This window comes from Salinicola aestuarinus (assembly GCF_003206645.1).
GTDB lineage: Bacteria > Pseudomonadota > Gammaproteobacteria > Pseudomonadales > Halomonadaceae > Salinicola > Salinicola aestuarinus.
Window position 1 is genome coordinate 133,098 of record NZ_PZJP01000004.1, and the last position, 26,855, is coordinate 159,952.

At 63.0% G+C, this 26,855-nt stretch carries 27 protein-coding genes; 20 read left to right on the top strand and 7 right to left on the bottom strand.

Translation table 11 applies throughout. The annotated features are described in order from the left end of the window. Positions 1-7 precede the first annotated feature (7 nt). The 4 genes from hemL to DOM41_RS04540 are packed head-to-tail and all read right to left on the bottom strand — an operon-like array spanning position 8 to position 4,600. Positions 8-1,291, bottom strand: coding sequence for a glutamate-1-semialdehyde 2,1-aminomutase (gene hemL / locus DOM41_RS04525; RefSeq protein ID WP_110685649.1), 1,284 nt, complete (start codon positions 1,289-1,291; stop codon positions 8-10). A gap of 10 nt (positions 1,292-1,301) precedes the next feature. Beyond that, the gene (thiE, locus tag DOM41_RS04530) at positions 1,302-1,991 is read right to left on the bottom strand and encodes a thiamine phosphate synthase (protein WP_110685650.1); all 690 of its coding nucleotides are present in this window, start codon (positions 1,989-1,991) and stop codon (positions 1,302-1,304) included. A gap of 2 nt (positions 1,992-1,993) precedes the next feature. After that, on the bottom strand, positions 1,994-2,818 hold the full coding sequence (gene thiD, locus DOM41_RS04535; RefSeq protein WP_110685651.1) for a bifunctional hydroxymethylpyrimidine kinase/phosphomethylpyrimidine kinase: 825 nt from the start codon (positions 2,816-2,818) through the stop codon (positions 1,994-1,996). A gap of 57 nt (positions 2,819-2,875) precedes the next feature. After that, the gene (locus DOM41_RS04540; RefSeq protein WP_110685652.1) at positions 2,876-4,600 is read right to left on the bottom strand and encodes a chloride channel protein; all 1,725 of its coding nucleotides are present in this window, start codon (positions 4,598-4,600) and stop codon (positions 2,876-2,878) included. Between the two features lie 274 nt (positions 4,601-4,874). Here DOM41_RS04540 and erpA point away from each other — a divergent pair, with 274 nt between their 5' ends. The 18 genes from erpA (at position 4,875) to glmU (ending at position 21,777) form a co-directional block, all read left to right on the top strand. Further along, a complete protein-coding gene (gene erpA, locus DOM41_RS04545) occupies positions 4,875-5,228 on the top strand; it encodes an iron-sulfur cluster insertion protein ErpA (RefSeq protein ID WP_110685653.1) in 354 nt (117 codons plus the stop codon). 99 nt (positions 5,229-5,327) lie between these two features. Continuing rightward, on the top strand, positions 5,328-6,116 hold the full coding sequence (locus DOM41_RS04550; RefSeq protein ID WP_110685654.1) for a transporter substrate-binding domain-containing protein: 789 nt from the start codon (positions 5,328-5,330) through the stop codon (positions 6,114-6,116). Between the two features lie 101 nt (positions 6,117-6,217). Beyond that, positions 6,218-6,886, top strand: a complete 669-nt coding sequence (locus DOM41_RS04555) for an amino acid ABC transporter permease (RefSeq protein WP_110685655.1) — start codon at positions 6,218-6,220, stop codon at positions 6,884-6,886. Next, positions 6,883-7,644, top strand: a complete 762-nt coding sequence (locus tag DOM41_RS04560) for an amino acid ABC transporter ATP-binding protein (protein WP_110685656.1) — start codon at positions 6,883-6,885, stop codon at positions 7,642-7,644. Before DOM41_RS04555 ends, DOM41_RS04560 begins: the two co-directional genes overlap by 4 nt. A gap of 800 nt (positions 7,645-8,444) precedes the next feature. Continuing rightward, entirely contained in the window at positions 8,445-10,340 is a 1,896-nt protein-coding gene (gene mnmG, locus DOM41_RS04565; protein WP_110685657.1) for a tRNA uridine-5-carboxymethylaminomethyl(34) synthesis enzyme MnmG, read from the top strand. Next, positions 10,337-10,969, top strand: coding sequence for a 16S rRNA (guanine(527)-N(7))-methyltransferase RsmG (gene rsmG / locus DOM41_RS04570; RefSeq protein WP_110685658.1), 633 nt, complete (start codon positions 10,337-10,339; stop codon positions 10,967-10,969). Before mnmG ends, rsmG begins: the two co-directional genes overlap by 4 nt. 87 nt (positions 10,970-11,056) lie before the next feature. Next, complete coding sequence (locus tag DOM41_RS04575; protein ID WP_110685659.1) at positions 11,057-11,824, top strand: ParA family protein; 768 nt, start codon at positions 11,057-11,059, stop codon at positions 11,822-11,824. Positions 11,825-11,919: 95 nt separating this feature from the next. After that, positions 11,920-12,849 (top strand): ParB/RepB/Spo0J family partition protein, encoded by a 930-nt coding sequence (locus DOM41_RS04580; RefSeq protein ID WP_110685660.1) that lies wholly within the window; start codon positions 11,920-11,922, stop codon positions 12,847-12,849. A gap of 255 nt (positions 12,850-13,104) precedes the next feature. Then, positions 13,105-13,458 (top strand): ATP synthase subunit I, encoded by a 354-nt coding sequence (locus tag DOM41_RS04585; protein WP_245391742.1) that lies wholly within the window; start codon positions 13,105-13,107, stop codon positions 13,456-13,458. A gap of 3 nt (positions 13,459-13,461) precedes the next feature. Next, on the top strand, positions 13,462-14,328 hold the full coding sequence (gene atpB / locus DOM41_RS04590) for a F0F1 ATP synthase subunit A (RefSeq protein WP_110685662.1): 867 nt from the start codon (positions 13,462-13,464) through the stop codon (positions 14,326-14,328). Positions 14,329-14,401: 73 nt separating this feature from the next. Next, positions 14,402-14,650 carry a F0F1 ATP synthase subunit C gene (gene atpE / locus DOM41_RS04595; protein WP_011508579.1) on the top strand — a complete coding sequence of 83 codons (249 nt, stop codon included), beginning with the start codon at positions 14,402-14,404 and terminating at the stop codon, positions 14,648-14,650. A gap of 68 nt (positions 14,651-14,718) precedes the next feature. Next, entirely contained in the window at positions 14,719-15,189 is a 471-nt protein-coding gene (locus DOM41_RS04600) for a F0F1 ATP synthase subunit B (protein ID WP_110685663.1), read from the top strand. A gap of 11 nt (positions 15,190-15,200) precedes the next feature. Beyond that, a complete protein-coding gene (locus DOM41_RS04605) occupies positions 15,201-15,743 on the top strand; it encodes a F0F1 ATP synthase subunit delta (protein ID WP_110685664.1) in 543 nt (180 codons plus the stop codon). A 16-nt stretch (positions 15,744-15,759) separates the two neighbouring features. Continuing rightward, entirely contained in the window at positions 15,760-17,304 is a 1,545-nt protein-coding gene (atpA, locus tag DOM41_RS04610) for a F0F1 ATP synthase subunit alpha (RefSeq protein WP_110685665.1), read from the top strand. A 74-nt stretch (positions 17,305-17,378) separates the two neighbouring features. Then, entirely contained in the window at positions 17,379-18,257 is an 879-nt protein-coding gene (gene atpG, locus DOM41_RS04615; protein WP_110685666.1) for a F0F1 ATP synthase subunit gamma, read from the top strand. Between the two features lie 80 nt (positions 18,258-18,337). Continuing rightward, positions 18,338-19,717 (top strand): F0F1 ATP synthase subunit beta, encoded by a 1,380-nt coding sequence (gene atpD, locus DOM41_RS04620; RefSeq protein ID WP_110685667.1) that lies wholly within the window; start codon positions 18,338-18,340, stop codon positions 19,715-19,717. 27 nt (positions 19,718-19,744) lie between these two features. Continuing rightward, complete coding sequence (locus tag DOM41_RS04625; protein ID WP_110685668.1) at positions 19,745-20,170, top strand: F0F1 ATP synthase subunit epsilon; 426 nt, start codon at positions 19,745-19,747, stop codon at positions 20,168-20,170. Between the two features lie 227 nt (positions 20,171-20,397). Next, positions 20,398-21,777 carry a bifunctional UDP-N-acetylglucosamine diphosphorylase/glucosamine-1-phosphate N-acetyltransferase GlmU gene (gene glmU / locus DOM41_RS04630; protein WP_110685669.1) on the top strand — a complete coding sequence of 460 codons (1,380 nt, stop codon included), beginning with the start codon at positions 20,398-20,400 and terminating at the stop codon, positions 21,775-21,777. Between the two features lie 67 nt (positions 21,778-21,844). Here glmU and DOM41_RS04635 read toward each other — a convergent pair whose 3' ends face one another. Next, a complete protein-coding gene (locus DOM41_RS04635; protein WP_110685670.1) occupies positions 21,845-22,606 on the bottom strand; it encodes an AraC family transcriptional regulator in 762 nt (253 codons plus the stop codon). A 95-nt stretch (positions 22,607-22,701) separates the two neighbouring features. Between DOM41_RS04635 and DOM41_RS04640 the strand changes: the two genes are divergently transcribed. Continuing rightward, a complete protein-coding gene (locus tag DOM41_RS04640) occupies positions 22,702-23,619 on the top strand; it encodes an NADP-dependent oxidoreductase (RefSeq protein WP_110685671.1) in 918 nt (305 codons plus the stop codon). 15 nt (positions 23,620-23,634) lie between these two features. Here the strand turns inward: DOM41_RS04640 and DOM41_RS04645 are convergent, their stop codons facing one another. Further along, positions 23,635-24,735 (bottom strand): DUF1615 domain-containing protein, encoded by a 1,101-nt coding sequence (locus DOM41_RS04645; protein WP_110685672.1) that lies wholly within the window; start codon positions 24,733-24,735, stop codon positions 23,635-23,637. Beyond that, complete coding sequence (gene argE, locus DOM41_RS04650) at positions 24,732-25,880, bottom strand: acetylornithine deacetylase (RefSeq protein WP_110685673.1); 1,149 nt, start codon at positions 25,878-25,880, stop codon at positions 24,732-24,734. The genes DOM41_RS04645 and argE overlap by 4 nt, the downstream gene beginning before the upstream one ends. 172 nt (positions 25,881-26,052) lie before the next feature. Here argE and DOM41_RS04655 point away from each other — a divergent pair, with 172 nt between their 5' ends. Beyond that, entirely contained in the window at positions 26,053-26,838 is a 786-nt protein-coding gene (locus tag DOM41_RS04655) for a DeoR/GlpR family DNA-binding transcription regulator (RefSeq protein ID WP_110685674.1), read from the top strand. Positions 26,839-26,855 lie beyond the last annotated feature (17 nt).

Below are 26,855 nucleotides of genomic sequence, written 5' to 3' on the forward strand. Positions count from 1 at the left end.
GCGCCTCTCAGTTCATCGCGGCGAATGCGCGTTCGCTGGCCATCAGCGTATTCTGAAGGTCGTCGTGCGTATGGGCGCTCGACATGAAGCCAGCCTCGAAGGGCGACGGTGCGAGATAGACGCCGGACTCGAGCATCGAGGCGAAGAAGTTGCGGAACGCCTGGGCGTCGCAGGCCGTGGCCTGGCCAAAATTGTCCACCCGCTGCTGTGCGGTGAAGAACAGTCCGAACATGCCACCGGCGCGCTGAGTCATCATCTCGACGCCCGCGGCATGAGCGCGCGCCTCGAGCCCGTCGCAGAGCGTATCGACGCGCGTACTCAGCGCCTCGTGGAATCCGGGCTGACGGATCTTCTCGAGCAGGGTGACGCCCGCGGCCATGGCGAGCGGATTGCCCGACAGCGTGCCCGCCTGATAGACCGGCCCGAGCGGCGAGATCCACTCCATGATCTCGCGTCGCCCCCCGAAGGCGCCCACCGGCATGCCGCCGCCAACGATCTTGCCAAGGCAGGTGAGGTCGGGTGTCACGCCATAGTGAGCCTGCGCGCCGCCGAGCGCGACACGAAAGCCGGTCATCACCTCGTCGAAAATCAGCACCGCGCCGCTCTGGTCGCAGGCCTGGCGCAACGCCTCGAGAAAACCGGGCTGCGGCGGAATGCAGTTCATGTTCCCGGCTACGGGCTCGACGATGATTCCCGCGATCTGCTCGCCCAGCGTCTCGAAACAGTCGTTGACAGCATCGATGTCGTTGTAAGGCAGGGTGATGGTGTGCTCGGCGAGAGACGCCGGCACGCCCGGCGAGCTGGGTTCACCGTGCGTCAGCGCCCCGGAGCCTGCCTTGACCAGCAGCGAATCGGAATGACCGTGGTAGTTGCCCTCGAACTTCACGATCTTGTCACGTCCGGTGTAGCCTCGCGCCAGCCGGATCGCCGACATCGTCGCCTCGGTGCCGGAGCTGGTCATGCGCACCATGTCGATCGACGGAATGATCTCGCAGATCAGATCGGCCATGGTCGTCTCGATCGCTGTCGGCGTGCCGAAAGAGAGGCCGCTGTCGAGTCGGTCGCGCACCGCGGCCAGTACCTCGGGGTCGGCGTGACCGGTGATCATCGGTCCCCAGGAACCGACATAGTCGATGTAGCGCTTGCCCTCGACGTCGAAGAGATAGGCGCCCTTGGCGCGCTCGATGAAGACCGGAGAGCGCGACATGCCCTTGAAGGCCCGCACGGGCGAGTTGACGCCACCGGGAATTCGCTGGCTGGCACGTTCGAAAAGTTCGGCGGAAGTGGTCATAGATATCTCTCTAACAGCGTTCGGTGACAGAATTCGGTAAGGACGCCGCACGCATCGCGGCATCGAGTTCGCGGGTGGCCCCGTGCACATCGTCGGCCGCGAACAGCGCATGCACCACGGCAAGCAGCTCGGCGCCGGCCTCTCGCGCCTGGCCCGCTGTCTCGCCATCGATCCCCCCGATCGCGACGCGGGGCAGGCCGAAGCGCGCAGCCTCAGCGAGTATCGTCAGCGAGGCCGGTACGGCGGCGGGCTTGGTCCGGGAGGGGAAAAATCGTCCGAAGGCGAGATAACTGGCGCCCTCCCCGGCAGCCCGCTCGGCGAGCGCGAGCGAGCCATGACAGGTGGCGCCGATGATGGCGTCATCTCCCAGGCGCGCCCGCGCCAACGCCAGCGACCCATCCCCCTGGCCCAGATGAAGACCGACACCTTCGCCCCAGCGCGCCCGAAGCCACTCGGCCAGAGCCAGGTCATCGTTGATAATCAGCGGCGTGGCGTGACGTGCACAGAGCGAGGCCAGCGCCTCGGTCTGGCGGCGCCGGCGAGCGGTGTCGTCGGACTTGTCGCGATACTGGAGCAGCGCAATGCCCGCCTCGAGCGCCTGTCCACAGGCATCGAGCAGTCGCGAGTCCTCCGACAGCAGGCCGCTGTCGGTGATGGCATAGAGGCCGTTGAGGGCGTGGCCGGCAGAACGGTCTGACATCATCACTCCAGCGTGGCATCGAAGTCAGGCGCACGCCAGAGCCGGTCCGGCAGTCGCTGGCCCCGCCCGAGCATGAATCCGTGGTCGAGCGTATCCCAGGTATAGCGCTGGGCCTGGGTACACGCCCCGGCGAGCCCCTCGCCGGCGGCCAGACGGGCCGCCAGCGCCGCGGCGAGGGTGCAGCCGGAACCGTGGTACTGGGCCGACAGACGGGGCCACTGCCACTGGCGATTGAGATCTGGCGTGTGCAGGGTATGAACCACCAGGCTCGATGCCGCTTCGCCTTCGAGCGGGTCGGTGCCGGTGAGTAGCACTGCCGCACACCCGAGCGACATGATCTCGACCACCTGCGCGACCTCCCCTTCACCGGGCCGCGCTGCGATTCGGGCGAGCTCGCCCCGATTGGGCGTCAAGATATCCACAAGGGGTAGCAGCCGCTCGCGAAGCGTGCCGACCAAATGGGGTGTGGATAAATCGGTGCCGCCGCCACTGCTCATCACCGGATCCACGATCAGCGGCACCCCGGGACAGGCTTTGGCGATATCGATGACCGCGTTGAGCACGTCGATATTGGGGATCAGGCCGACCTTGATCGCCGCGATCGTAAAGTCATCACAGAGGTGTCTTGCCGCGCGCCGCACGAACTCGCCCGTGCACGGGGAGACACTTTCGACGTCCTGGGTCGACTGCACGGTGAGCGCCGTCGGCACCGTCACCGCCCAGCCGCCGCAGCCGCGTACGGCCTCTGCGTCGGCCAAAAGACCGGCCCCGCCGCTCGGGTCATGGCCTGACAGAATCAGCACCACCGGCTTGTCGTCATGAGACATCTCGCTCACCTCCCGGCTGGTGTTGGCATCGTCGTCAGCGCTGTGGCCGGCTGGCCGTCAGCGCTTTCGCCGATAGTAATTCTCGATCGCTTCGCGGGTGATGATACCGGAAATCTTGCGAATCATCGGGGCCGTGGTCTGCTCGACATAGAGCGCATCGACGCTGGATTCGTTGAGGGTATCGAAGGCTTCCGACAGTGTCGCTTCCAGATAGACCGGCGCCAGATCGAGGCGCTCACCCGGCACCTCCTCGAGATCGATACGCTCGTGTTCGGCGAGCCACGCCTCGTCGTCGAGCACGCGGGCGAGATTGGCCGCCTTCATCGCCAGCGGCGGCTTGCCACGACTCTCGTCGACGATGACGAGCCAGGTCGGTTTGGAGCCGAGCAGCGTTCTGGCTCGTTCATGGTCGATATAGCGCGGCGAGCGCACCAGATTGCGCTCCATCACCGCCGGCACGGCAACCCGAGAGAGCGCCTGCATCAGCGGCTGCTGCAGCGGATGCTGGCCCAGTTGATTGAGTGTCGACATGAAAAATCCGTGGCAGCCGCAGAACTGCCGGGCCGTGAGCACGGCGACCACGACCGCCAGCATCCCCGGCAGCATGATCGCCGCGTTACGCGTGAGTTCGAGCAGTGCGAGCAGCGCCGCCAGCGGCGCCTGCAGGGCCGCGGCCATCATGGCGGCCATCCCGAGGACGGCGTAGAGCTCAGGCGTGGTGACGACACTCGGCAGCCATGCCCCCCCGATCATCCCCATCAGCGCGCCGGCGGCAGCCCCGGAGACCAGCAACGGGCCGATCACGCCGACCTGGACCCCGCCGGCGAGACACAGCGCAGTCAGCGAAAGCTTGATCACCGCCAGCACCAATAGCGTATCCAGGGTCATGGGCGAGTTCAGCGTCTGCGCCAGACTGTCGTAGCCGATGCCCTGAACCTCAGGGTAGAACCAGGCGATGGCACCGGTCACGCCCCCGATCATCAGCAGTCGCAGCGCGAAGGGCAGCCGCGCGACGAGTGCATGTCCCTTGGCGAGACGGACGAAGACCCCGGCCATGACACCGATGATCAGCGCGGTCAGAACGATCCACGGAAGATCGCGCAGCGAACTCAGTGCCAGTGGCGGCACGCTGAACGCGGGTTCACTGCCGTAGACCGCCCAGGAGATCAATGCGCCCATGGTCGAGGCGAGAATCACCGGCATGAAACCCGCGATGGTGTACTCCATCATCACCACTTCCATGGCGAAAATGACGCCGGCAATGGGCGTATTGAACGACGCCGCAATCGCCGCGGCAGTGCCGCAACCGACCAGTACGCGAAGACTATTGTGAGGGAGCCGAAGTCGTGTGCCGATCCAGCTCGACGCCGCCGAGCCCAGATGAATCGCCGGCCCTTCGCGTCCCGCCGAGAGTCCTCCCAGCACCGACATCACACCGACCCACCACTGGTTGATCCAGTTGCGAAACGGCATCTTTCCCTGATGGTAGGCGAGACGTTCGATCACATGGCCGATGCCCATGCGCAGGGTGCGTCGTGGCTGCGGCCAGAGCCAGATGCCAATGAGTGCAACGGCGACCAGCGGCAAAAGGGCGCGGGTCAACGGCGGCAGCGCCTCGAACGCCTCGGGATCGTTCCCCGGCATCAAGAAGAACGCCCCGAACTGGAGCAGCAAGCGGAAGGCCACCATCACCCCGCCGGTCAGCACGCCGGCGAGAATCCCCAGCAGGCAGAGCTGCGGCATGGCATCGACGCTCGCCAGTTGGCGACGAAATCGCTCCATGCTGGGTCGTCGAAAAGCCAGTCTCGTCACGCCTGCCCCCTCTTCTCGGGTGGATCTCGTGGATGGATCGGACGCGCGCCGGTCGACGGGTCGCTACCCAGCGTCAGCGCCGCTCACAATCATACACGTCGCACGCCGCGGGACGACGCCGCTAAAGTTGACCCTTTTACTGGGTATTACCGATAATGGCGTTCATCAAAAGCGGCACGCTCGACGTGGCGCACTTCTTTCCGATCCACCCAGCGGTCGACGACCGCCCTCCGGGAGCGTGACGATGAGTACAGTGGAGTCCTTCGCTCCAAGCCCCATGTTTTTCACCGACGCCGCGGCCAAACGCGTCCAGTCGCTGATCAACGAGGAGAACAATCCGTCGCTCAAGCTGCGGGTCTACGTCACCGGCGGCGGCTGCTCCGGCTTCCAGTACGGCTTCGATCTCGGTGATCAGCTCGCCGAGGATGACACCATCATCGACAACGCCGGCGTGAGCCTCGTCGTCGATTCGCTGTCGTATCAGTATCTCGTCGGCTCCACCGTCGACTTCGAAGAGGGACTGGCCGGGGCTCGCTTCATCATTCGAAACCCCAACGCCCAATCCACCTGCGGCTGCGGCGCCTCGTTCTCGGTCTGATAATTCGGGCGCCCGCGCGCGCATCAACTTGACGTTTCTCGACAAATTTCCTCACTGTAGATGGTGATAGACCCTATCACTGACAGATTCGAGGCAATTATGAACAACAATACCCCTGCGATTCCCCGGCTGGCGGCGTCCGCGCTGGCCCTCTCTATCGGCCTCTCCGCGATCACGCTCGCCGGCACTGCCCAGGCACAGGAAGCCAGCCTCAACGGGGCAACCGACCCGAGCTTCGTCCCGTTCGAAATGATGGATCCGGACAGTGGCGAAATGGTCGGCTTCGACATGGACATGATCCAGGAAATTGCCGATCGCGCCGGTTTTGATATCAGCATCAACACGATGGACTTCAACGGCATCATCCCCGCCATCCAGACGGGCAACGTCGACTTCGCCATCGCCGGCATCACCATCACCGACGAGCGCCAGGAAATCGTCGACTTCAGCGATCCCTACTATGACTCCGGCCTGCGCATCCTGGTCAAACAGGACAGCGACGTAGACACCCTCGACGGGCTCGAAGGCATGCGGATCGGGACCAAGATCGGTTCCACCAGCTACGACTATCTGCAGGAAAACCTCGGCGACGACGCCGAAATCACGCCCTATCCGGGCAGCGCCGACATGTATATGGCGCTGATGGGCGGCAACGTCGATGCCGTCTTCTACGACGCCCCCAACGTCGGCTACTTCGCTCAAACGAAAGGCCAGGGTCGGGTCAAGACGGTCGGCCCCCTCTACGAGGGCCAGCAGTACGGCATTGCCTTCACCAAGGGCAGCGAGTGGGTCGAGCCCACCAACGAGGCACTCGCCGAGATGCATGAAGATGGCACCTACGACGAGATCTACGAGAAGTGGTTCGGCGAAGCGCCGGATGCCGAATAACGTCTCATGATGCCAAGAGGCCGGGCTTTGATGCCCGGCCTCTTGTCGTCGGGTGCCCAGACATCTGACGACACGTCTTCCGTGATCGAGGGAGCTGCTCCGTGGAATTGAATTTCCAGTTCGACTGGCACGCCGCCATTGCGTCGCTGCCGTATCTGCTCAAGGGCCTGCCCTATACCCTGCTCATCTCCTTCGGCGGTCTGGCCATCGGCTTCGTCGTCGGCATCGTGTTCGGACTGATGCGTATCAGCCCGACCCGCTGGCTGCGCATTCCCGCGGTGGTCTATATCGAGGTGTTCCGGGGCACGCCGGTGCTGGTGCAGGTGCTTTTCATATTCTATGGGCTGCCGACGCTACTCGGCGGACCGATCAACGCGCTCACGGCGGGTATTGCTGCCATCGCGCTCAACGCCGGCGCCTATATCTCCGAAATCGTGCGCGGCGGTGTGCAATCCATCGAGCGCGGCCAGCGCGAGGCGGGGCTGTCACTCGGCCTCTCCGGGACCCAGACCTTCCAGTACATCGTCTGGCCCCAGGCGCTGAGACGCATGATTCCGGCGCTGGGTAACCAGGGCATCGTGAGCATCAAGGACACCTCGCTGTTTTCGGTGATCGGAGTCGGCGAACTGGTTCGTCAGGGCCAGGTCTATATCGCCAATACCTTCACCGCTCTCGAGGTCTACTTCATGATCGCCCTGCTCTATCTGGCGATCACACTGAGCCTGTCGATGGCGCTGAACCTGCTGGAACGCAAGGGGGTGGTGGGATGAGCACGACCGACAAATGGCCGATCGTCAGGCTGCAGAAGGTCAACAAGCACTTTGGCAATCTGCACGTCATGCGCAACATCGACCTCGACGTCGCCCCCGGCGAAGTCGTGGTGATCATTGGCGCCAGCGGCTCCGGCAAATCGACGCTGATCCGCTGCGTCAATGGCCTCGAGCCGTTTCAGGGGGGGCGCATCGAAGTGGATGGCAAGACCCTGGAACCCAACGGCGCCAGTGGCAAGTCGCTGCAGGCGGTTCGCACCGAAGTCGGCATGGTGTTCCAGCAGTTCAACCTGTTTCCCCACCTCTCGATACGCGACAACGTCACACTCGCACCGCGCAAGGTTCGCGGCATGACGAAACAGCAGGCGGACGCGACGGCCGACCGGCTACTCGATCGCGTGGGCATCGCCGACCAGGCGGACAAGTTCCCCGGGCAGCTCTCAGGCGGTCAGCAGCAGCGCGTGGCCCTCGCCCGGGCACTTGCCATGGAGCCTCGACTGATGCTTTTCGACGAGCCCACCTCGGCGCTCGACCCGGAAATGATCGGTGAGGTGCTCGACGCCATGCGCGAGCTGGCCAAGGACGGCATGACCATGATGATCGTCACCCACGAGATGGGGTTCGCCCGCGAGGTCGCCGACCGCGTGGTCTTCGTTCATGGGGGCGAGATCGTCGAGGAAGGACCCCCGGAGCGCGTCTTCGATGAGCCCCAACACGAACGCACCCAGGCCTTCCTCTCCCGCGTGCTGAAACACTGACGTCTCGCCACACCGGTCTGTACCGAATCCCGGCGACGTCTCAAGTCGCCGTTTGAGCGAATCCATTGTGGATTCGCTCGTCCCCGTCCCTTTCGTCCCCGCCTCTCACGTTCCTCTCTCTCCGTCCGGCGATTCGGACTGACGACAGCCGCGCCAATAATGACTGCGCTGACGACGCCTCACTCCGCTTTTTGTCGCCTGTCGACGTCGGCTTGCCCCTTTTGAGGTTATCCATCGCGCGCCTTTTGCCCTGTGGACAGTTTTTTTGGTGGAATCGGTCCGCGCCCGCACATGCCAGTGTCTGCAGCCGATTTCCCCATCTGTTGACCACTACGCTGACGAGGACCGTATGCATCGGTGGATAACCCGTGCGGAATCAGGACTGTGGACAACAAGCGCTTTCATCCACAGGATCCAGACCGCTTGTCGTCAGCCTCGCCAGAGCTTTCAACTCCATCGAATAACAGCCCAAAAAGCTGAATTTCATTCGGTTTTTTGACATATCCACAGAAACTATCCACCCCAATAGTCATTACCATTACAGAACTTCTTTTATATTTTTCTTTTTATTTAATATTGGTACTGATGACTGGCTGAGACCCAAGGCGACCGAGTGTGGAAAACCCCTGACGGTTACCCACAGGACGTTTATACTGTTCGGCCCTTGCGATATCGGATCGAGTTGTCGACCCGCCCTGTCGCAGTGATCGCCGCCGGCCAAGGGCAGACCCTGGCGCCCCGACGATCGTCGAGATTCATTCGCTGTCGAACGCTTCGAAACGCGTTCAACGAGGTGAGACGTGGAGTACCCTGACCGTTTTGAGGTCATCGTTATCGGTGGCGGACATGCCGGCACCGAAGCCGCACTGGCTGCCGCTCGCAGCGGTGCCAAGACCCTGCTGCTGACTCACAACATCGAGACGCTGGGCCAGATGTCCTGCAATCCGGCCATTGGCGGCATCGGCAAGAGTCATCTGGTCAAGGAGATCGATGCGCTCGGCGGTGCCATGGCAACGGCTACGGATCTCGCCGGCATCCAGTTCCGCGTGCTCAACTCCCGCAAGGGCCCGGCAGTTCGTGCCACTCGGGCCCAGGCGGATCGCGTTCGCTACAAGGCAGCCATCCGTCACCTGCTGGAAAATCAGCCCAATCTCACGCTGTTCCAGCAGGGCGTCGACGATTTGATCGTCGAGGGGGACACCGTCACCGGGGCGCTGACCCAGACCGGCATCCGCTTCATGGCGGACACCGTGGTGCTGTGCACAGGTACCTTCCTCGGTGGGGTTATCCACATCGGGCTGGACAACCATGCCGGTGGCCGTGCCGGCGATCCGCCTGCCAATGCCCTCGCTCAGCGACTTCGTGCCCTGCCGTTCCGGGTCGATCGGCTCAAGACCGGGACGCCGCCTCGGATCGATGCCAAGAGCGTGGATTTCTCTCAGCTCGAACGTCAGCCTGGGGATACGCCGCTGCCGGTGATGTCCTATCTCGGTTCCCGCGAACAGCATCCGCGGCAGGTCGACTGTTTCATCGCGCATACCAACGCCCGGACGCACGACATCATCTTCGCCAACCTCGATCGCTCACCGATGTACTCCGGTGTGATCGGGGGTGTCGGCCCGCGCTACTGCCCGTCGATCGAGGACAAGGTCCACCGGTTTGCGGACAAGGCGAGCCACCAGATCTTCATCGAGCCCGAGGGCCTCGACACCCACGAGCTCTACCCCAACGGTATTTCGACCTCGCTGCCTTTTGACGTGCAGCTGCAGGTCGTGCGCTCGATCGCGGGGCTCGAGAACGCGACCATCACGCGTCCGGGCTACGCCATCGAGTACGATTTCTTCGATCCCAGGGATCTCAAGCACTCGCTGGAAACAAAATTTATCCACAACCTGTTTTTTGCCGGGCAGATCAACGGTACGACGGGGTATGAAGAAGCCGGGGCGCAAGGGCTTCTGGCCGGTATCAACGCGGCCCGCCGCGCTCGTGGCGAAGCGGCCTGGTGGCCGCGTCGCGACGAAGCCTACCTCGGGGTGCTGGTGGATGATCTGATCAGCATGGGCACTCAGGAGCCCTACCGGATGTTCACCTCTCGTGCCGAATACCGGCTGCTGCTGCGCGAGGACAACGCCGATCTGCGCCTGACCCCGGTTGGCCGCGAGTTGGGACTCGTCGACGACGCACGTTTTGCGGCGTTCGAGGCCAAGCGCGAGCGCATCGAGCAGGAGAGCGAGCGTCTTCGGACGACCTGGGTTCAGCCCGGTTCGCCGGCCGCCGAGCAGCTGGCGGACACCCTCGGGCAGCCCTTGGCTCACGAGTACAACCTGATGGATCTGCTCAAGCGTCCGGAGCTTCGCTATGCCGATGTGGCCTCGCTCAAGGGCGAGCCGGTCGATGACGAGACGGTCGCCGAGCAGGTGCAGATCGAAGCCAAGTACGCAGGCTATATCGCGCGCCAGTACGAGGAGATCGAGCGGCTGCGCCGCCACGAGTCGACCGCGCTGCCCGAGTCTATCGACTACGCCGCCGTCGACGGGCTCTCCCATGAAATCCGCCAGAAGCTTGCCGACGCGCGTCCGCAAACGCTGGGGCAGGCCGGGCGCATCTCCGGGGTAACACCGGCGGCGGTCTCGATTCTGCTGATCCACCTCAAGAAACGTCGCTTGCTCGACGACCGCCAGGCGATGAACGCATGACCCCGGCCTGTGAAAGCCTGCTGGACCGTGGCCTCGCCGCGCTCGATATCGCTGTCGACAGCACCCAGCGCCAGCGCCTGCTGGCGCTTCTGGCGCTGTTGCACAAGTGGAATCGCGCCTATAACCTCACCGCAGTGCGTGACCCCGAGGCGATGGTTTCGCGGCATCTGCTCGACAGCGCCAGCGCCGCGGCATCGGTCCACGGCCCGACGCTACTGGATGTCGGCGCCGGGCCCGGCTTTCCCGGACTGGTGCTGGCCATCCTTGATCCCTCGCTCACCGTCACGCTGCTCGACAGCAACGGCAAGAAGGTTCGCTTTCAGCGCCAGGCCGTGATGGAGCTCGGGCTCGACAACGTGCATTGTGCGCAGACCCGGGTGGAGGCATTCGAGGGCACCTTCGATCAGATCATTTCGCGAGCCTTCGCCTCGCTGGGCGATTTCGTCACCCTGACGCGGCCGTTACTGTCAGCCGGTGGCGAGTGGCTTGCCATGAAAGGCGCGCTGGACACGCAGGAGCGTGACGGATTGCCGGCGGATGTGCGCATCCGACAGCAGCGTACGCTCGAGGTACCGGGGTTGGACGGCGCCGAGCGCCAACTGCTGACGCTCGCCACCGCGGCGGCCTAAGCACCAACACTATCGATATGGCCGACGGCCACAGCGGCAGGTTCAGCGACGATCTCCGCGATCCAGTTTCGACCTAGGGAGTCGCCAGTGACCAGAATCATCGCCCTGACCAACCAGAAAGGCGGCGTGGGCAAGACCACCACGGCAGTCAACCTCGCCGCCTGTCTGGCAGCACTGGATCGCCGGGTGCTGCTGGTGGATCTCGATCCCCAGGGGCATGCCACCATGGGCAGCGGTGTCGACAAGCACGCGCTCGATTCCAGCGTGCTCGAGGTCCTGCTGGGTGAGCGCACGGCCAGCGAGACGATCGTCGACTGTGCGGTCGCCGGCTACGCGCTGCTGCCGGGCAACGGCGATCTGACCGCTGCCGAAGTCGACCTGCTTTCCCGTGACGGGCGCGAACGCGTCCTGCAGTCGGCGATCCAGAGCGTCGCCGTGGATTACGACGTGGTGGTGATCGACTGTCCTCCCTCGCTCAACATGCTGACCGTCAACGCATTGACCGCGGCCCACGGTGTGCTGATTCCGGTTCAGTGCGAGTTCTACGCCCTGGAAGGCCTCTCCGCGCTGCTCGATACCGTCGAGCAGATCCAGGAGAGCGTGAATCCGACGCTCGAGATCTTCGGCATCGTTCGCACCATGTTCGACTCGCGCAACAGTCTGACCCGCGATGTCAGCAAGCAGTTGGGGCAGTACTTCGGCGAGGCGTTGCTCAAGACCACCATCCCGCGTAACGTGCGCGTCGCCGAGGCGCCGAGCCACGGCGTACCGGTCACCAAGTATGCCCGTTTGTCTCGTGGCAGCCAGGCGCACCGCGTACTGGCCAAGGAGTTGATTCGCCGTCTCGAGCTCTGACGCTCGACCGACGACTCGTTAACGACGCTTCGATCCGCACGGTCGAAGCGTTCGCGTTTCATCAACCAGACAACGATCGCTGCGAGGAATAAGTCATGACGACGCGTAAACGCCCTCTGGGACGCGGTCTCGATGCCCTGATCGGTTCTAGCGCTCGTCGCCGCGATACGCTGTCGCCGGGCGATGCCTCAGCGACGCCCGATGCCGAGCCTGCCACGCAGAGCGCGCAGGCGCCTGTCGCCGAGGCGCCTGGCGATCGCCTGGCGTACCTACCGCTGCGCCAGCTGAGTCGTGGCAAGTATCAGCCTCGTCGTGACATTCAGCCCGAAGCGCTCGAGGAACTCGCCGACTCGATTCGCGCGCAGGGCGTCATGCAGCCGATCGTGGTGCGCCAGACCGGCAAGGACCGCTACGAAATCATCGCCGGTGAGCGCCGCTGGCGCGCGTCGCAGCTCGCCGAGTGCGAGACCATCCCCGCGGTGGTGCGAGAGGTCAGCGATGAAGTGGCGCTGGCGTTGGCGCTGATCGAGAACATTCAGCGCGAGAACCTCAATCCGGTCGAAGAGGCCATGGCGCTCAAGCGTCTGCTCGAAGAGTTCGAGCTGACGCAGCAGCAGGTCGCGGACGCCGTGGGCCGCTCGCGGGCCCAGGTTGCCAATCTGCTACGACTGCTGGCGCTCGATCCTCACGTGCAGACGCTGCTGGAGCGCGGGGATCTCGACATGGGCCACGCCCGTGCGCTGCTCGTGCTGCCCGCCGCCAAACAGCGCCACGCGGCCCACGAGGTTGTGGCGCGCGATCTCACGGTACGCCAGACGGAAGCGCTGGTGAAACAGATCACCAGCGGCGAGACAAAGCGAGATGACAAGCGCCAGCCCGCGGACGTCGGACGGCTCGAGAACCGCCTTGCCGATCTGCTCGGGGCGCCGGTCAAGATTCACCACAACAGCTCCGGCAAGGGACGTGTGACTATCCGCTACACCAGTCTCGACGAATTGGATGGTATCCTCGGGCACATTCGCTGAGTGCGATGGGCAAAGTGTTTAGCGGGTTAATGGAAAATACGCACTTTTCACGCGCTGTTTTCCCACAAGATGCCTCAGATCGGTGCAGGTCCGGTTGAAGCAGCATGACCGCTTCTCTATAATCCGCCGAGATTTATCGGCTCACGCCGAGCATGACGACAACAACACGTATTCAGGATCCGAGGCGAGACCGACGCCATGCAACCAGCGGCACCGGCCAAGCTACCCCGACCGCGAATTGCGGCACTGATTCTGATGCAAACCGGCGTCGTGGCAGGGCTGTCACTGATCGCTGGCGTTATCGCGGGTTTGGGCCCGGCATTTTCCGTACTGACTGGCGGACTCGTCGCCGCCGTGCCCACAGCCTTCTTTGCCTGGCGCGCCTTCCGCTACCAAGGGGCGGCGCAGGCCAGAAACATCGTCAACAGCTTCTATAAAGCCGAGGCCGGCAAGTTCGGTTTGACGGCGGCATCGTTCACGCTGGTATTCGTGGTGGTGCCCCCCTCAAACCCCGCTTTCTTCTTTGGCGCATATGTCGTGACACTGCTGGTGCAGTGGCTAGGGCCGTGGCTCCTGAGTCGTCCGTCACGCATTCAAACTCGAGGCTGAACCATGGCTGGCAACAACCCGACGAGCACGGAGTACATTCAGCACCACCTGCAGAACATGACGTTCGGTCTGCATCCGGAGCATGGCTGGTCGCTGGCGCACTCCTCCGCAGAAGCCTCGGCAATGGGCTTCTGGGCAATCCATGTCGACACCATGCTGTGGTCGATCGGCCTGGGCGTGCTGTTTCTCGCCCTGTTTCGGCATGTCGCCAAGCGCGTCTCGACGGGGGTGCCCACGGGGCTGCAGAATTTCGTCGAAATGATGGTGGAGTTCGTCGACGGTTCCGTCCGCGAGACCTTCCACGGCAAGAGCCGCCTGGTTGCGCCGCTGTCGCTGACGATCTTCTGCTGGATCTTCCTGATGAACATCATGGATCTGGTGCCGGTGGACTTTCTGCCGATGCTGGCGCAGAAAGTGGGCGCCTGGTTCGGTGCCGATCCGGCACACGTCTACTTCAAGGTCGTACCGACCACCGATATCAATGCCACGCTCGGCATGTCGCTGTCGGTCTTCGGGCTGATCCTGTTCTACTCTATCCGCAGCAAGGGCTTCTCGGGGTTCATCGCCGAGCTCACGCTGCACCCGTTCAATACGCCCAACAAGCTTGCCCAGATTCTACTGATTCCGGTCAATTTACTGCTCGAACTCGTCACCCTGTTAGCCAAACCGGTCTCTCTGGCGTTGCGACTCTTCGGTAACCTTTACGCCGGCGAGCTGATCTTCATCCTGATCGCCATGGTGGGTCTGTGGCAGCTGCCCCTGCACTTCCCGTGGGCGGTGTTCCATATCCTGATCATTACGCTTCAGGCATTCATCTTCATGATGCTCACCATCGTCTATCTCAGCATGGCGACAGAAGAGCAGCATTGAGACGCGTTCCCTTCAACCCCTAACCCTTGTAAAACTCGACCGAGCACGACTCGACTGAAAACTGGAGACAATCATGGAAGCACAAGTTCTGGGCATGACCGCGATCGCCGTTTCTCTGCTGATCGGCCTTGGTGCCCTCGGTACGGCCATCGGTTTCGGTATCCTTGGTGGTAAGTTCCTGGAAGGCGCTGCGCGCCAGCCGGAGATGATTCCGCAGCTGCAGGTCAAGATGTTCATCGTCGCCGGCCTGCTCGACGCCGTGACCATGATCGGTGTGGGTATCGCTCTGTTCTTCACCTTCGCCAATCCGTTTGTCGGTTAACGCCACCGTTCTGGCCGATAGGGCCCCGGTGACTCTAACCCCAAACTTGTGACGCGAGAGGTGCTGGCGTGAATCTGAACCTTACACTGATTGGTCAGGCCATTGCCTTTGCGGTCTTCGTCTGGTTCTGCATGAAGTATGTATGGCCGCCGGTCATGCAGGCGCTGCAGGAACGACAAAAGAAGATTGCCGACGGTCTTGATGCCGCTAGCCGTGCGACCCGTGATCTCGAAGTGGCCCAGGAAAAGGCCGAAGAGACCCTGCGGGAAAGCAAAGAGCAGGCGCAGCAGATCCTCGAACAGGCGAATAAGCGAGCCAATCAGATCGTCGAAGAAGCCCGCGACAATGCGCGGGTGGAAGGCGAGCGCATCATCGAAAGCGCTCGCAGCGAAATCGATCAGGAGATCAACCGCGCGAAGGAAGAGCTGCGTTCCCAGGTCGCTCTGCTGGCCGTGGCCGGCGCCGAGCGAATCCTGGAGTCCTCCATCGACGAGTCGAAGCATCGTGAACTCGTCGACAAGCTCGCTGCCGAGCTCTAAGGAGGCGCACCATGGCTGAATCGTCTACCGTCGCTCGACCCTACGCCAAGGCGGCGTTCGAGTTCGCGCGCGATCATCAGGCGCTACAAGCGTGGTCGCAGAGTCTGTCGCTGGCTGCCCAGGTAGCCGGCAACAGCGAGGTTGGAGAGCGTGTCTTGAACAATCCTCGGCTGACGGCCGAAGAGAAGACACGGCTGCTACTGGACATCTGTGGCGAGGAATCCTTTGACGAGGGCGTGAGCAATTTTCTGCGCCTGGTCGGTGACAAGGGGCGTCTCGCCGCGCTGCCGGACATTCTCGACGAGTTCGAGAGTCTGCGCGCCCAGGAAGAGAGGCGGGTCGATGTCACTATCGTTTCCGCCTACGAACTGGACGATGGGCAGCAGAACGTCCTCGCCGAAGCTCTGAAAAAGCGTCTGAATCGTGAAATCTCCATTACCACTCAAGTGGACCGCGAGCTGCTAGGCGGCGTGATCCTGCGTACCGGCGATACCGTCATCGACGGCTCGGTACGCGGTCGATTGCAGCGTCTGCGCGAAGCGCTCACCGCTTGAGTTCGAGGGACATGGCATGCAGCAACTGAATCCTTCCGAGATCAGCGACATCATCAAGCAGCGTATCGAAAAGCTGGATGTCGCCTCCGAAGCCCGTAATCAGGGCACCGTCGTCAGCGTCGCTGACGGCATCGTTCGTATCCACGGCCTGGCCGACGCGATGCTGGGCGAGATGATCGAGTTCCCCGGTGGCGTCTTCGGGATGGCGCTCAACCTCGAGCGCGATAGCGTTGGCGCCGTGGTACTCGGCGACTACCTCGAGCTCGAAGAGGGCATGACCGCGCAGTGCACCGGTCGCATCCTCGAAGTGCCGGTGGGCCCCGAACTGATCGGTCGTGTGGTCGACGCACTCGGCAACCCGATCGACGGCAAGGGCGACATCGACACCAAGATGACCGACGCGATCGAAAAGGTGGCGCCGGGCGTCATCACGCGTCAGTCCGTCGATCAGCCGGTGCAGACCGGTCTCAAGTCGATCGACGCGATGGTGCCGATCGGCCGCGGTCAGCGCGAGCTGATCATCGGTGACCGCCAGATCGGTAAGTCCGCCGTGGCGATCGACGCGATCATCAACCAGAAAGATACCGGCATCACCTGTATCTACGTCGCGATCGGTCAGAAGCAGTCGACCATCGCCAACGTGGTGCGCAAGCTCGAAGAGCACGGCGCGATGGATCACACCATCGTGGTCGCCGCCGGCGCTGCCGACCCGGCCGCCATGCAGTATCTGGCGCCGTATGCCGGTTGCACCATGGGCGAATACTTCCGTGACCGTGGCGAAGACGCGCTGATCGTCTACGACGACCTCTCCAAGCAGGCCGTCGCCTACCGTCAGATCTCGCTGCTGCTGCGTCGCCCGCCGGGCCGTGAAGCCTATCCGGGTGATGTCTTCTATCTCCACTCGCGTCTGCTCGAGCGCGCCGCGCGCGTCAACGCCGACTACGTCGAGAAGTTGACCAACGGCGAAGTGAAGGGCAAGACCGGCTCGCTGACCGCACTGCCGATCATCGAGACTCAGGGCGGCGACGTCTCCGCGTTCGTGCCGACCAACGTGATCTCGATCACCGACGGTCAGATCTTCCTCGAGACGGGGCTGTTCAACTCTGGTATTCGTCCGGCGATCAACGCAGGCCTCTCGGTCTCGCGTGTCGGTGGCTCGGCGCAGACCAAGATCATCAAGAAGCTGGGTGGCGGCGTGCGTCTGGCACTCGCGCAGTATCGCGAGCTGGCGGCGTTCTCGCAGTTCGCCTCCGATCTCGACGAAGCGACTCGCAAGCAGCTCGAGCACGGCCAGCGCGTGACCGAGCTGATGAAGCAGAAGCAGTACTCGCCGATGTCCGTGGCTCAGATGGCGCTCACGCTCTACGCCGCCAACGAAGGCTTCCTGGACGACGTGCCGGTCGACAAGGTACTGGACTTCGAGCGCGCGCTGCAGGACTACATGAAGTCCGAGCACGCCGACCTGCTCGACAAGATCAACTCAAGCGGCGGCTACGACGACGAGATCCAGAAAGGTCTCAAGTCGGGTCTCGAGTCGTTCAAGTCCACTCAGACCTGGTAAGCGGCGCGGCCCGGATATCCCCGGATACCCGGGCCGCCCCGGCCAGCTGAGCGACAGGAATCAGGTGATCCGCGATGGCAGCTGCAAAAGAGATCAAATCCCAGATCGGGAGCATCAAGAACACGCAGAAAATCACCAGCGCCATGGAAATGGTCGCTGCGTCGAAAATGCGTCGGGCACAGGAGCGCATGGCGGCCAGCCAGCCCTATGCCAAGCTGATTCGCCGAGTGGTCGGTCACGTCGCCAAGGCCAACCCGGAATATCGCCACGACTATATGGTCGAGCGTGAGGTCAAGCGCGTCGGCTATATCGTGGTCTCCAGCGACCGCGGTCTGGCGGGCGGGCTGAACGTCAATCTGTTCAAGTCCGTGGTGCGTCACGCCAAAGAGTGGCATGACCAGGGCGTGGGCGCCGACTTTGCGGCGATCGGCAGCAAGGCGGCCGGCTTCTTCCAGAAGCAGGGCGGTAACCTCATGGCGGCCAAGAAAGGGCTCGGCGATGCGCCGGAAGCCCAGGATCTGGTCGGTAGCGTGAAGGTCATGCTCGACGCGTTCGACGATGGCAGTCTCGATCGGCTTTACGTGGTGTACAACGAATTCGTCAACACCATGACGCAAAAGCCCGTGGTGCGTCAGCTCCTGCCGCTCGAAGCGGTCGAGGACGACACCGAGGGTGACGAACAAACCAGTCCCGGCAACTGGGACTACCTGTATGAGCCGGACGCCAAGACCCTGCTCGATCACCTGCTGGTTCGCTACGTCGAGTCCCAGGTGTATCAGGCCGTGGTCGAGAACGCGGCCTGCGAGCAGGCCGCGCGCATGATCGCGATGAAGAACGCGACCGACAACGCCGGCAATCTCATCGATGATCTCCAACTGGTGTACAACAAGGCGCGTCAGGCGGCTATTACCCAGGAAATCTCGGAAATCGTCGGTGGTGCCGCGGCGGTATGACGACGGCGCCGCCTGCGTGGCGGCGCCCTCGAGTACGGCTTGGCCAACAGGTTTCATTTGCAGGTTTACGAGGAACCACTATGAGCGGACGTATCGTACAAATCATCGGCGCGGTGGTTGACGTAGAGTTCCCGCGGGACGATGTGCCCAAGGTCTACGACGCGCTGACGGTCTCCGGCAAAGAGGCCGTTCTCGAAGTACAGCAGCAGCTCGGCGACGGCGTAGTACGCGCCATCGTCATGGGCTCCAGTGAAGGTCTTCAGCGCGGCATCGAGGTGGTCAACACCCAGGCGCCGATCTCCGTGCCGGTCGGTACGCAGACGCTGGGCCGTATCATGAACGTGCTCGGTCAGCCGATCGACGAAGCCGGTGATATCGGCGAAGACGTCGAGCGGATGCCGATCCACCGTCAGGCACCGACCTACGCCGAGCAATCCGCTTCCAGCGAACTGCTGGAGACAGGCATCAAGGTCATCGACCTGGTCTGCCCGTTCGCCAAGGGCGGTAAGGTCGGCCTGTTCGGCGGCGCCGGTGTCGGCAAGACCGTCAACATGATGGAGCTGATCCGTAACATCGCCACCGAACACAGCGGCTACTCCGTGTTCGCCGGTGTCGGTGAGCGTACGCGTGAAGGTAACGACTTCTATCACGAGATGCAGGAGTCGAACGTTCTCGACAAGGTCGCGCTCGTCTACGGTCAGATGAACGAGCCGCCGGGTAACCGTCTGCGCGTCGCACTGACCGGCCTGACCATCGCCGAGAACTTCCGTGACGAAGGCCGCGACGTGCTGCTGTTCGTCGACAACATCTACCGCTACACGCTGGCAGGTACCGAAGTGTCGGCACTGCTGGGACGTATGCCGTCCGCGGTGGGTTACCAGCCGACGCTGGCCGAAGAGATGGGCGCCCTTCAGGAGCGCATCACCTCGACCAAGACCGGCTCGATCACCTCCGTGCAGGCCGTCTACGTGCCCGCGGATGACCTGACCGATCCGTCGCCGGCAACGACCTTCGCGCACCTAGACTCCACCGTGACGCTGGCACGCTCGATCGCCGAGCTGGGTATCTACCCCGCTGTCGACCCGCTCGACTCCACGTCGCGTCAGCTCGACCCGCTGGTCGTCGGCGATGAGCACTACAACGTCGCCCGCGGCGTGCAGAACGTGCTGCAGCGCTACAAGGAGCTTAAGGACATCATCGCCATTCTGGGGATGGACGAGCTGTCCGACGAAGACAAGCTGGCGGTATCGCGGGCGCGTAAGATTCAGCGTTTCCTGTCGCAGCCGTTCTTCGTTGCCGAGATCTTCACCGGCGCACCCGGCAAGTACGTGTCGCTCAAAGAGACCATCCGTGGGTTCCAGGGAATTCTCAACGGCGATCACGACGACATGCCGGAACAGGCCTTCTACATGGTCGGCACCATCGATGAAGCCATCGAGAAAGCCAAGAGCATGAAGTAAGCCTGCAGACTCCCGGGAGATATCGCTATGGCCACATTTCAGTGTGACATCGTCAGTGCCGAGAAGGAGATCTTCTCGGGCAGCGTCGAGCAGCTAACCGCTGCCGGCGTGGCCGGCGATCTGGGTATCCTGCGCGGTCACGCGCCACTACTGACCGAGCTCAAGCCCGGTCCGGTGCGCGTGGTTCAGGAAAACGGTGAAGAAGAGCTCTACTACGTCACCGGCGGCTTCCTCGAAGTGCAGCCGGAACTGGTCTCGGTACTGGCGGACACCGCCACCCGAGCCAGTGACCTGGACGAAGCGGAAGCCGAGCAGGCCCGTCAGCATGCGCTGGCCTCGCTCAACGAGAAGCAGTCCGAGCTCGACTACACCCGTGCCGCGGCAGAGCTTGCCGAAGCCACCGCCCAGCTGCGGACGCTACAGCAGCTACGTCGCAAGGGCGGCCGCGGCTGACGCACGTCTTCGACGGTCGCCAGCGGTTGCGGCGTTCGGCAGGACCCGATCAAGGCGGCTCTTAGGAGCCGCCTTTTTCATGCACGTCTATCTCACGCGGTGGCCCGGTGGCCGACTGTTCGCCGGCACCGCGTCACGTTAGGCTCTGCCTCTTGCGAACGCTCTTCCGTGAAGCACTGCCTCGGTGCGAGCGCTAACTCTCAACGTTCGACTCAAGGACCCCCGTCATGTCACTGGACGTCGTCATCCTGGCCGCCGGCCAGGGAACCCGTATGCGCTCCAAGACCCCCAAAGTGCTGCATCCGCTCGCCGGACGCCCCCTGGTTCGTCATGTCGTCGATACGGCGCTGTCGCTGGATGACGCCCACGTCCACGTGGTCATTGGTCACGGCGGCGATAGCGTACGCGATGCGCTGGCTATGGCGGACGGTGGCTCGGCGCTGTCGTTCTGCGAGCAGCGTGAACAGAAGGGCACCGGCCACGCCGTGGCGCAGACGCTCGGCGGGCTTGGCGATGACAAGGTGCTGGTGCTCTACGGCGACGTGCCGCTGATTCAGACCCGAACCCTGCAGACGCTGCTCGATCAGGTGGACGAGCAGCACATGGCGCTGCTGACGGTGACGCTGGAGGATCCCACCGGCTATGGCCGGATCGTTCGCGACGACAGGCAGGCGGTCACCGCCATCGTCGAGCACAAGGATGCCGATGCCGCGCAACGCGATATCCGCGAGTGCAATACCGGCATCATGGCGATGACCAGCGCCCAGCTGACACGCTGGTTGCCCGCGCTCTCGTCCGACAACGCCCAGGCCGAGTATTACCTCACCGATGTGATCGCCATGGCCGCGGCGGATGGCGTCGAGGTCAGGGCGAGCCAGCCGAGCTCGCCCGTCGAGGTGGAGGGGGTCAATGACCGCCGTCAGCTCGCGGCGCTCGAACGCGCCTACCAGCGGCGCCAAGCGGAGCACCTGATGAGCGCCGGGGTTGGCCTCGCCGACCCGGCACGCTTCGATCTGCGCGGTGACGTGACCGTGGGCCGCGACATCCACATCGACATCAACGTCATCCTGGAGGGCCAGGTAACCCTCGAGGATGACGTGGTTATCGGCCCGAACTGCGTGATCAAGGACAGCGTCATCCGGCGTGGCGCGGTGATCAAGGCCAACAGCCACCTCGAGGGGGTCGAGATGGGCGAAGAGAGCGACTGTGGTCCCTTTGCCCGGTTGCGTCCGGGGACTCGGCTCGGCGCGCGGGCGCACGTGGGCAACTTCGTCGAGACCAAGAACGCTCGCCTCGCCGACGGCGTCAAGGCGGGCCACCTCACCTATCTGGGAGATGCCGAGATCGGCGCCGGCACCAATGTCGGCGCCGGCACCATCACCTGCAACTATGACGGCGCCAACAAGCACCGCACGCAGATCGGCGAGAACGTCTTCGTCGGCTCTAACAGCTCGCTGGTCGCCCCGGTCACCATCGGCAATGGCGCGACTATCGCCGCGGGTTCGACGATCACGCGTGAAGTGGAGGAGGATGAACTGGCGATTGGGCGGAGTCGTCAGGTCGTCAAGCAGGGCTGGCAGCGGCCGGTAAAAAATCCCGATTCCTGATTAGTTGTTGCGACGACGGTTACAGGCCATGTGGCCCCATCGGACGAATTTCGCGTGTCAAATGAGGTCAACTGCCTTCGTGCACTCTCTTGCCGAGAAACGTCGTCGGAGTCATTCCGCTGACTTTCCTGAAGGCGTAGGAAAAAGCCGCGGTGCTGGAAAAACCGACTCTCGTCGCGACATTCGCGATCGTCTCCCCTTTGGCGAGCCATTGCATGGCTCGCACGATCCTTGCGCGCTGGCGCCATGCTTTGAGTGTGAGCCCGGTTTCTGCAGGAAACAGCCTGCTAATCGTTCGTACCGAAGTAGCGCCTTGCGCTGCCAGTGCTTCGAGCGTCATGAGATTACGATGATCGGCAAGCGCAATTTCGGCTACCCGCTGTCCCACGCGTGAGGCGGGTAACGGGAGAAAGGTCGGTGCGTCGGGCATGGCTATGAGTTCGTGAAGCATGAGCCGGACGAGCAGTTCGATCTTTTCAGGGTGCGTATCGCTGGAGACAGCGTTGTCGAGCAGCGAGCCCAGCAGTGGTGTGACTCGTAGAGCGAAAGCGCGCTCGAGAGATATTGCCGGCCTCCAATATTGCAGTGCTGCGGACTGCCAGTGTACTAGCCACAATTCCGCATCCGTTAACGCCTCCAGACGGTGTGGTACGCCTGGCGGTATCCAAGCGGCGAGATTTTGTGGAACCAACCACACACCATCTGCCGTGGCTACCTGAACCATTCCCGAAAACGCGAAAGTCAGCTGCGCCTCATCATGCGCGTGCATGGGCAGAGTAGCCCCTTGGCGTTTCGTCACCCGTGTGATGGCAAATTGAGAGTGTGACATGAAGGGCGTTTCCTCGATGCCGTTTGGCGTCACGTCGTAAATAAGCGTGATTATAATTCAGCAGACAATGGTTCGACGCAAAGGAGTGAGTCTCGATGAAATCGGTTGTCATCGATGAGTACGGCGACAACGACGTGATCCAGATCGCCGATATTGATTGCCCTAAGCCCGACAGCGGAGAGGTGTTAGTCAAGATTCACGCAGCAGGTGTGAACCCTGTGGACTGGAAGATTCGTAATGGCGCGGGTCAGCGTATGGGAATGACACTTCCAATCCATCTCGGCGGTGAAATCGCTGGTACTGTGGCCGCCATTGGCGAAGGTGTGACAGGTTTTTTTGAAGGTGATGCCGTCTTTGGCATCATTGGCACTGGTGGGTTCGCTGAATATGCGCGATGCAACGCCTCATTGCTGGCACGTAAACCCTCAACGTTGGATTTTGTCTCATCGGCAGCTCTGCCGCTTGGTGCACTCACGGCATGGCAGGCTATGTTCGACGTCGCTGGCCTTGTGGAGGGTCAGCGCCTATTTATCACCAATGGTTCCGGTGGTGTCGGATCGCTTGCCATACAGATCGCAAAAGCGCGTGGCGTTCATGTGACTGCCATGGCTTCAAGCAAGAATGAAAAGTACGTGAGGAGCCTTGGTGCCGACGTCTTCGTCGACCATACGAAACAACCGTTCGAAAACGTGGTTGCCAATTCGGATATCGTCTTCGATACGGTTGGCGGGGAGGTGTTCCAGCGTGCGTTCAAAACCGTCAAGAAAGGTGGTTTCGTGGTCACGATCGTCGCGTTTCTCGACGGTGAGGGTGAGCATGACGGTATCCATTCAGCGCGCGCGACCTGTAAACCCAACGCCGCTCAGCTCGGCTCCATTGTCGATCTTGTCGAAGTCGGGAAGCTGGAGCCGCGTATCGAGAGCGTTTTCCCTTTCATGGAAGTCAAAGCGGCGCTCGAACATTTGGAGAGCGGACGCGCGAGCGGTAAGGTCGTTTTGCAGGTCAATGATTGATGCGCCTGAAGGCGATCAGCGCGCCAGACACTGCCGATAGCGGTCGTCGACCCGCTTGGCGAACCATGCCGTGGTCAGGTTGCGGGTGATCTTGGGGCTTTCGAGCTTGATCCCCGGCAGGCGAGCGTAGGGGATGGGCTGTTTTTCCTGCTGTTCCGCCAGTGAGCGGACTTTCTCATAGAGCGCGGTCTGCTCGAATTCGAGGGAATCCTCTTCTTCCAGCGCATCGCGAATCTCGCCGTCGTCCATGCCCAGCCGACCTTTTAGCGTGCGTACCGCCAGCTCGGTCTGCCCGGCCTGACGCGAGCCGGGAATGATCAGGTCGCCGTCGAGCGCCAGCGGAATGCCGGAAAGCTGGGTCACTGCGGCCTGGAACGCGGCGTTACGACTGGCATACCAGCCGGCGTTGAAGTCCGCGAAGCGATAGATAGGCGCCTCGTAATGGGCGGGGTAGCCGAGCAGATGCGCGATGCCGAAGTAGAGCCCACCGCGACGCGTGAACACCTCGTGGCGTACCGAGTCATCGATCGGGTAGGGGTAGTTCTCGGCGTGCGCCTCGGCGAAGTCGACGCTCACCTGCATTGGCCCGCCGGTCTCTACCGGGTTGAGGCTGCCGAAGAGTTCGCGACCCAGCGGCGCCATGTCGATGAAATCCTCGAAGATCTCGCTCATCTCGCGCTCGGTGGTCAGCGCGTTGAGCCGCTCGTTGTAGGTTTCGCCGGTGGGCGATTCCAGATTCAGGCCCGCCTGTACCAGGAAGTTCGGCACGTGCAGGGCCTCGGCGCGCCGCTCGATCTCCCCCCGTGCGATCCGGGACAGGCCCGGGACCACCGGATCGCCGCTGTAGGTCGACTCCTGCTCGACTACTGCCAGCACCGCGCAGAGGTTCTCCCGCGTTGCCGGGAGATTCTGCGCCGAGAAGGCCACGGTGATATCCGTCGCCCAGCCGTCGCGATCGCTGGCGCTTTCGGGGATCAGCGAGACGAGTTCCTGCGTCACGCTCGCCGGGCGCTGTTCGAAGCCCGGCTGCGGCGCCTGGGTGCTGCACCCGGCCAGCAGTATCAGCCCGAGTGCCGGCGCAAAGCGATGGCCGGGAAGGCGCGAGTATTGCCTCATGTGCTCAGATGCGCCGCCAGCCGTTTCATCATGGCATCGCAGCGCTCGAGCTGATCGATGGCGATGAATTCGTCCGGCTTGTGCCCCTGGTCCATGCAGCCCGGCCCGCAGACGACGGTGGGAATGCCGGCCTCGTGGAAGAGCCCGCCCTCGGTGCCGTAGGCCACAGTGCCGAAATCCTCGCGATCACTGAGCGTGGCGATCAGCCGAGCGACGTCGCTGTTCTCCTCGGTGGTCAGCCCCGGGTAGGCCTGCAGCGACTCGAAGACGATGTCGGTGTCGGGTTCGACGGCGCGCATTTTAGGGATGAGCTCCTGGTCGGCGTAGTCGCGCATCTCGCGCTCGACCTCATTGGCGTCGAAGCCCGGCAGCGAGCGCACTTCCCAGTCGAAGCGACACTCCGACGGCACGATGTTGAGCGCCCGGCCGCCTTCGATCACGCCGGTCTGCACGGTCGAGAACGGCGGATAGAAGCGCTCGTCGCGGCGTGACGGATGCGCCAGTCGATCGCCGATCTCGGTGAGTCGGGTGATCATCTTCGCCGCCGTTTCGATGGCGTTGACGCCTTCCGGCGCGAAGGCCGAGTGGCATGGCGCGCCATGCACGTGGCAGCGCACGCCCAGCTTGCCCTTGTGCCCCAGCACCGGCTGGAGCTCGGTGGGTTCGCCGATCACGCAGGCGAGCGGTCGGTACGGCTTGCCTTCCAGCATCGAGAGGATCGACCGCACGCCGAGGCAGCCGACTTCTTCGTCATACGAGAAGGCCAGATGGATCGGCGTCTTCAGATCCGCCTCGACGAAGTGCGGAACCGCCGCCAGCACGCAGGCGATGTAGCCCTTCATGTCCGCGCTGCCGCGACCATAGAGCTTGCCATCGCGCTCGGTCATGTCGAACGCTGGCACGGTCCACGGCTGGCCCTCTACCGGCACCACGTCAGTATGTCCGGAGAGGACGACGCCGCCGCGATCACTGGGGCCTATCGTCGCCCACAGGTTGGCCTTGCTGCCGTCCTCGTTGAGGATCAGTTCGCTGTCGACGCCATGGCTTGCGAGGGTGTCACGCACGAATTCGATCAGTGCGAGGTTGGAGTCGCGGCTGACGGTAGCGAAGCCGATCAGCTTGCCGAGGATCTCCTGACTGGTCATGCGATATCTCTTCAATTGTGATTGTTGGGTAGGCGAACCATGATGCCCAGCTCCTGCCGCGGAGACCACCGCCCGGCGGGTTTCGCCACCAGTCTTGACGAATTCACCCAATTAGGTTCCGATATGTTTCGTTTATCTTTCGGTTCGAAATCAAAAAGGCGTCGTTCGAAACATGCCCAAGCGCGATACCGCTCAGCGTCGCCATGCCATTCTCGCCTACGTCAACGCCCGCGGCGAGACGCCGGTGGAGGCGCTGGCGAGCCGTTTCGCCATCTCCGAGGTCACGGTGCGCAAGGACCTCAACACGCTGGAGCGAAGCGGTCTGCTGCTGCGTCGCCACGGCGGGGCCGCGCCACTGCCCCAGGAGATGCTCGGCGAGCCGGCCCAGACGCTCTCGCCCTTCAAGCAGGCGATCGCTCGGACGGCGCGGGCACGCATCCGCGAGCATAACCGGATCATCGTCGACAGCGGCACGACCACCGCCGCGCTGATCGGCGAGCTGGGCGGCCTGCGCGGACTGGTGGTGATGACCAACTCGCTGGCGGTGGCCGCTGCGCTGCGTGAGCTGGAGTCCGAACCGGCGCTGCTGATGACCGGGGGGACCTGGGACCCGCACTCGGAGTCCTTTCAGGGTCAGGTCGCCGAGCAGGTGCTGCGCGCCTATGACTTCGATCAGCTCTTCGTCGGCGCCGACGGCATCGATCTCGAACGCGGTACCACCACCTACAACGAACTCTTCGGGCTGACCCGAGTCATGGCCGAGGTCGCCCGCGAAGTGGTGGTCATGCTGGAGGCCGACAAGATCGGCCGCCGCATTCCCAATCTGGAACTGCCGTGGGCACGCATCGATACGCTGGTTACCGACTGGCGCCTCGAGGGGGCGTCCGCCGCGGCCATCGAAGCGCAGGGCACTCAGGTCGTCGTCGCGCCCGAGCCGGCCTGCGATATCGATAGCTAATCTTCTCTTCAAGGACA

Bases quoted from the DNA above. Each gene is read 5' to 3' on its own strand.
- DOM41_RS04550 (WP_110685654.1), top strand. From the start codon at position 5,328: ATGAACAACAATACCCCTGCGATTCCCCGGCTGGCGGCGTCCGCGCTG.
- thiE (WP_110685650.1), bottom strand. From the start codon at position 1,991: ATGTCAGACCGTTCTGCCGGCCACGCCCTCAACGGCCTCTATGCCATC.
- glmU (WP_110685669.1), top strand. From the start codon at position 20,398: ATGTCACTGGACGTCGTCATCCTGGCCGCCGGCCAGGGAACCCGTATG.
- rsmG (WP_110685658.1), top strand. From the start codon at position 10,337: ATGACCCCGGCCTGTGAAAGCCTGCTGGACCGTGGCCTCGCCGCGCTC.
- atpE (WP_011508579.1), top strand. From the start codon at position 14,402: ATGGAAGCACAAGTTCTGGGCATGACCGCGATCGCCGTTTCTCTGCTG.
- atpB (WP_110685662.1), top strand. From the start codon at position 13,462: ATGGCTGGCAACAACCCGACGAGCACGGAGTACATTCAGCACCACCTG.
- thiD (WP_110685651.1), bottom strand. From the start codon at position 2,818: ATGTCTCATGACGACAAGCCGGTGGTGCTGATTCTGTCAGGCCATGAC.
- DOM41_RS04585 (WP_245391742.1), top strand. From the start codon at position 13,105: ATGCAAACCGGCGTCGTGGCAGGGCTGTCACTGATCGCTGGCGTTATC.
- DOM41_RS04605 (WP_110685664.1), top strand. From the start codon at position 15,201: ATGGCTGAATCGTCTACCGTCGCTCGACCCTACGCCAAGGCGGCGTTC.
- atpG (WP_110685666.1), top strand. From the start codon at position 17,379: ATGGCAGCTGCAAAAGAGATCAAATCCCAGATCGGGAGCATCAAGAAC.
- DOM41_RS04655 (WP_110685674.1), top strand. From the start codon at position 26,053: ATGCCCAAGCGCGATACCGCTCAGCGTCGCCATGCCATTCTCGCCTAC.
- atpA (WP_110685665.1), top strand. From the start codon at position 15,760: ATGCAGCAACTGAATCCTTCCGAGATCAGCGACATCATCAAGCAGCGT.
- DOM41_RS04640 (WP_110685671.1), top strand. From the start codon at position 22,702: ATGAAATCGGTTGTCATCGATGAGTACGGCGACAACGACGTGATCCAG.
- DOM41_RS04625 (WP_110685668.1), top strand. From the start codon at position 19,745: ATGGCCACATTTCAGTGTGACATCGTCAGTGCCGAGAAGGAGATCTTC.
- argE (WP_110685673.1), bottom strand. From the start codon at position 25,880: ATGACCAGTCAGGAGATCCTCGGCAAGCTGATCGGCTTCGCTACCGTC.
- DOM41_RS04560 (WP_110685656.1), top strand. From the start codon at position 6,883: ATGAGCACGACCGACAAATGGCCGATCGTCAGGCTGCAGAAGGTCAAC.
- atpD (WP_110685667.1), top strand. From the start codon at position 18,338: ATGAGCGGACGTATCGTACAAATCATCGGCGCGGTGGTTGACGTAGAG.
- DOM41_RS04540 (WP_110685652.1), bottom strand. From the start codon at position 4,600: ATGGAGCGATTTCGTCGCCAACTGGCGAGCGTCGATGCCATGCCGCAG.
- DOM41_RS04580 (WP_110685660.1), top strand. From the start codon at position 11,920: ATGACGACGCGTAAACGCCCTCTGGGACGCGGTCTCGATGCCCTGATC.
- erpA (WP_110685653.1), top strand. From the start codon at position 4,875: ATGAGTACAGTGGAGTCCTTCGCTCCAAGCCCCATGTTTTTCACCGAC.
- hemL (WP_110685649.1), bottom strand. From the start codon at position 1,291: ATGACCACTTCCGCCGAACTTTTCGAACGTGCCAGCCAGCGAATTCCC.
- DOM41_RS04645 (WP_110685672.1), bottom strand. From the start codon at position 24,735: ATGAGGCAATACTCGCGCCTTCCCGGCCATCGCTTTGCGCCGGCACTC.
- DOM41_RS04635 (WP_110685670.1), bottom strand. From the start codon at position 22,606: ATGTCACACTCTCAATTTGCCATCACACGGGTGACGAAACGCCAAGGG.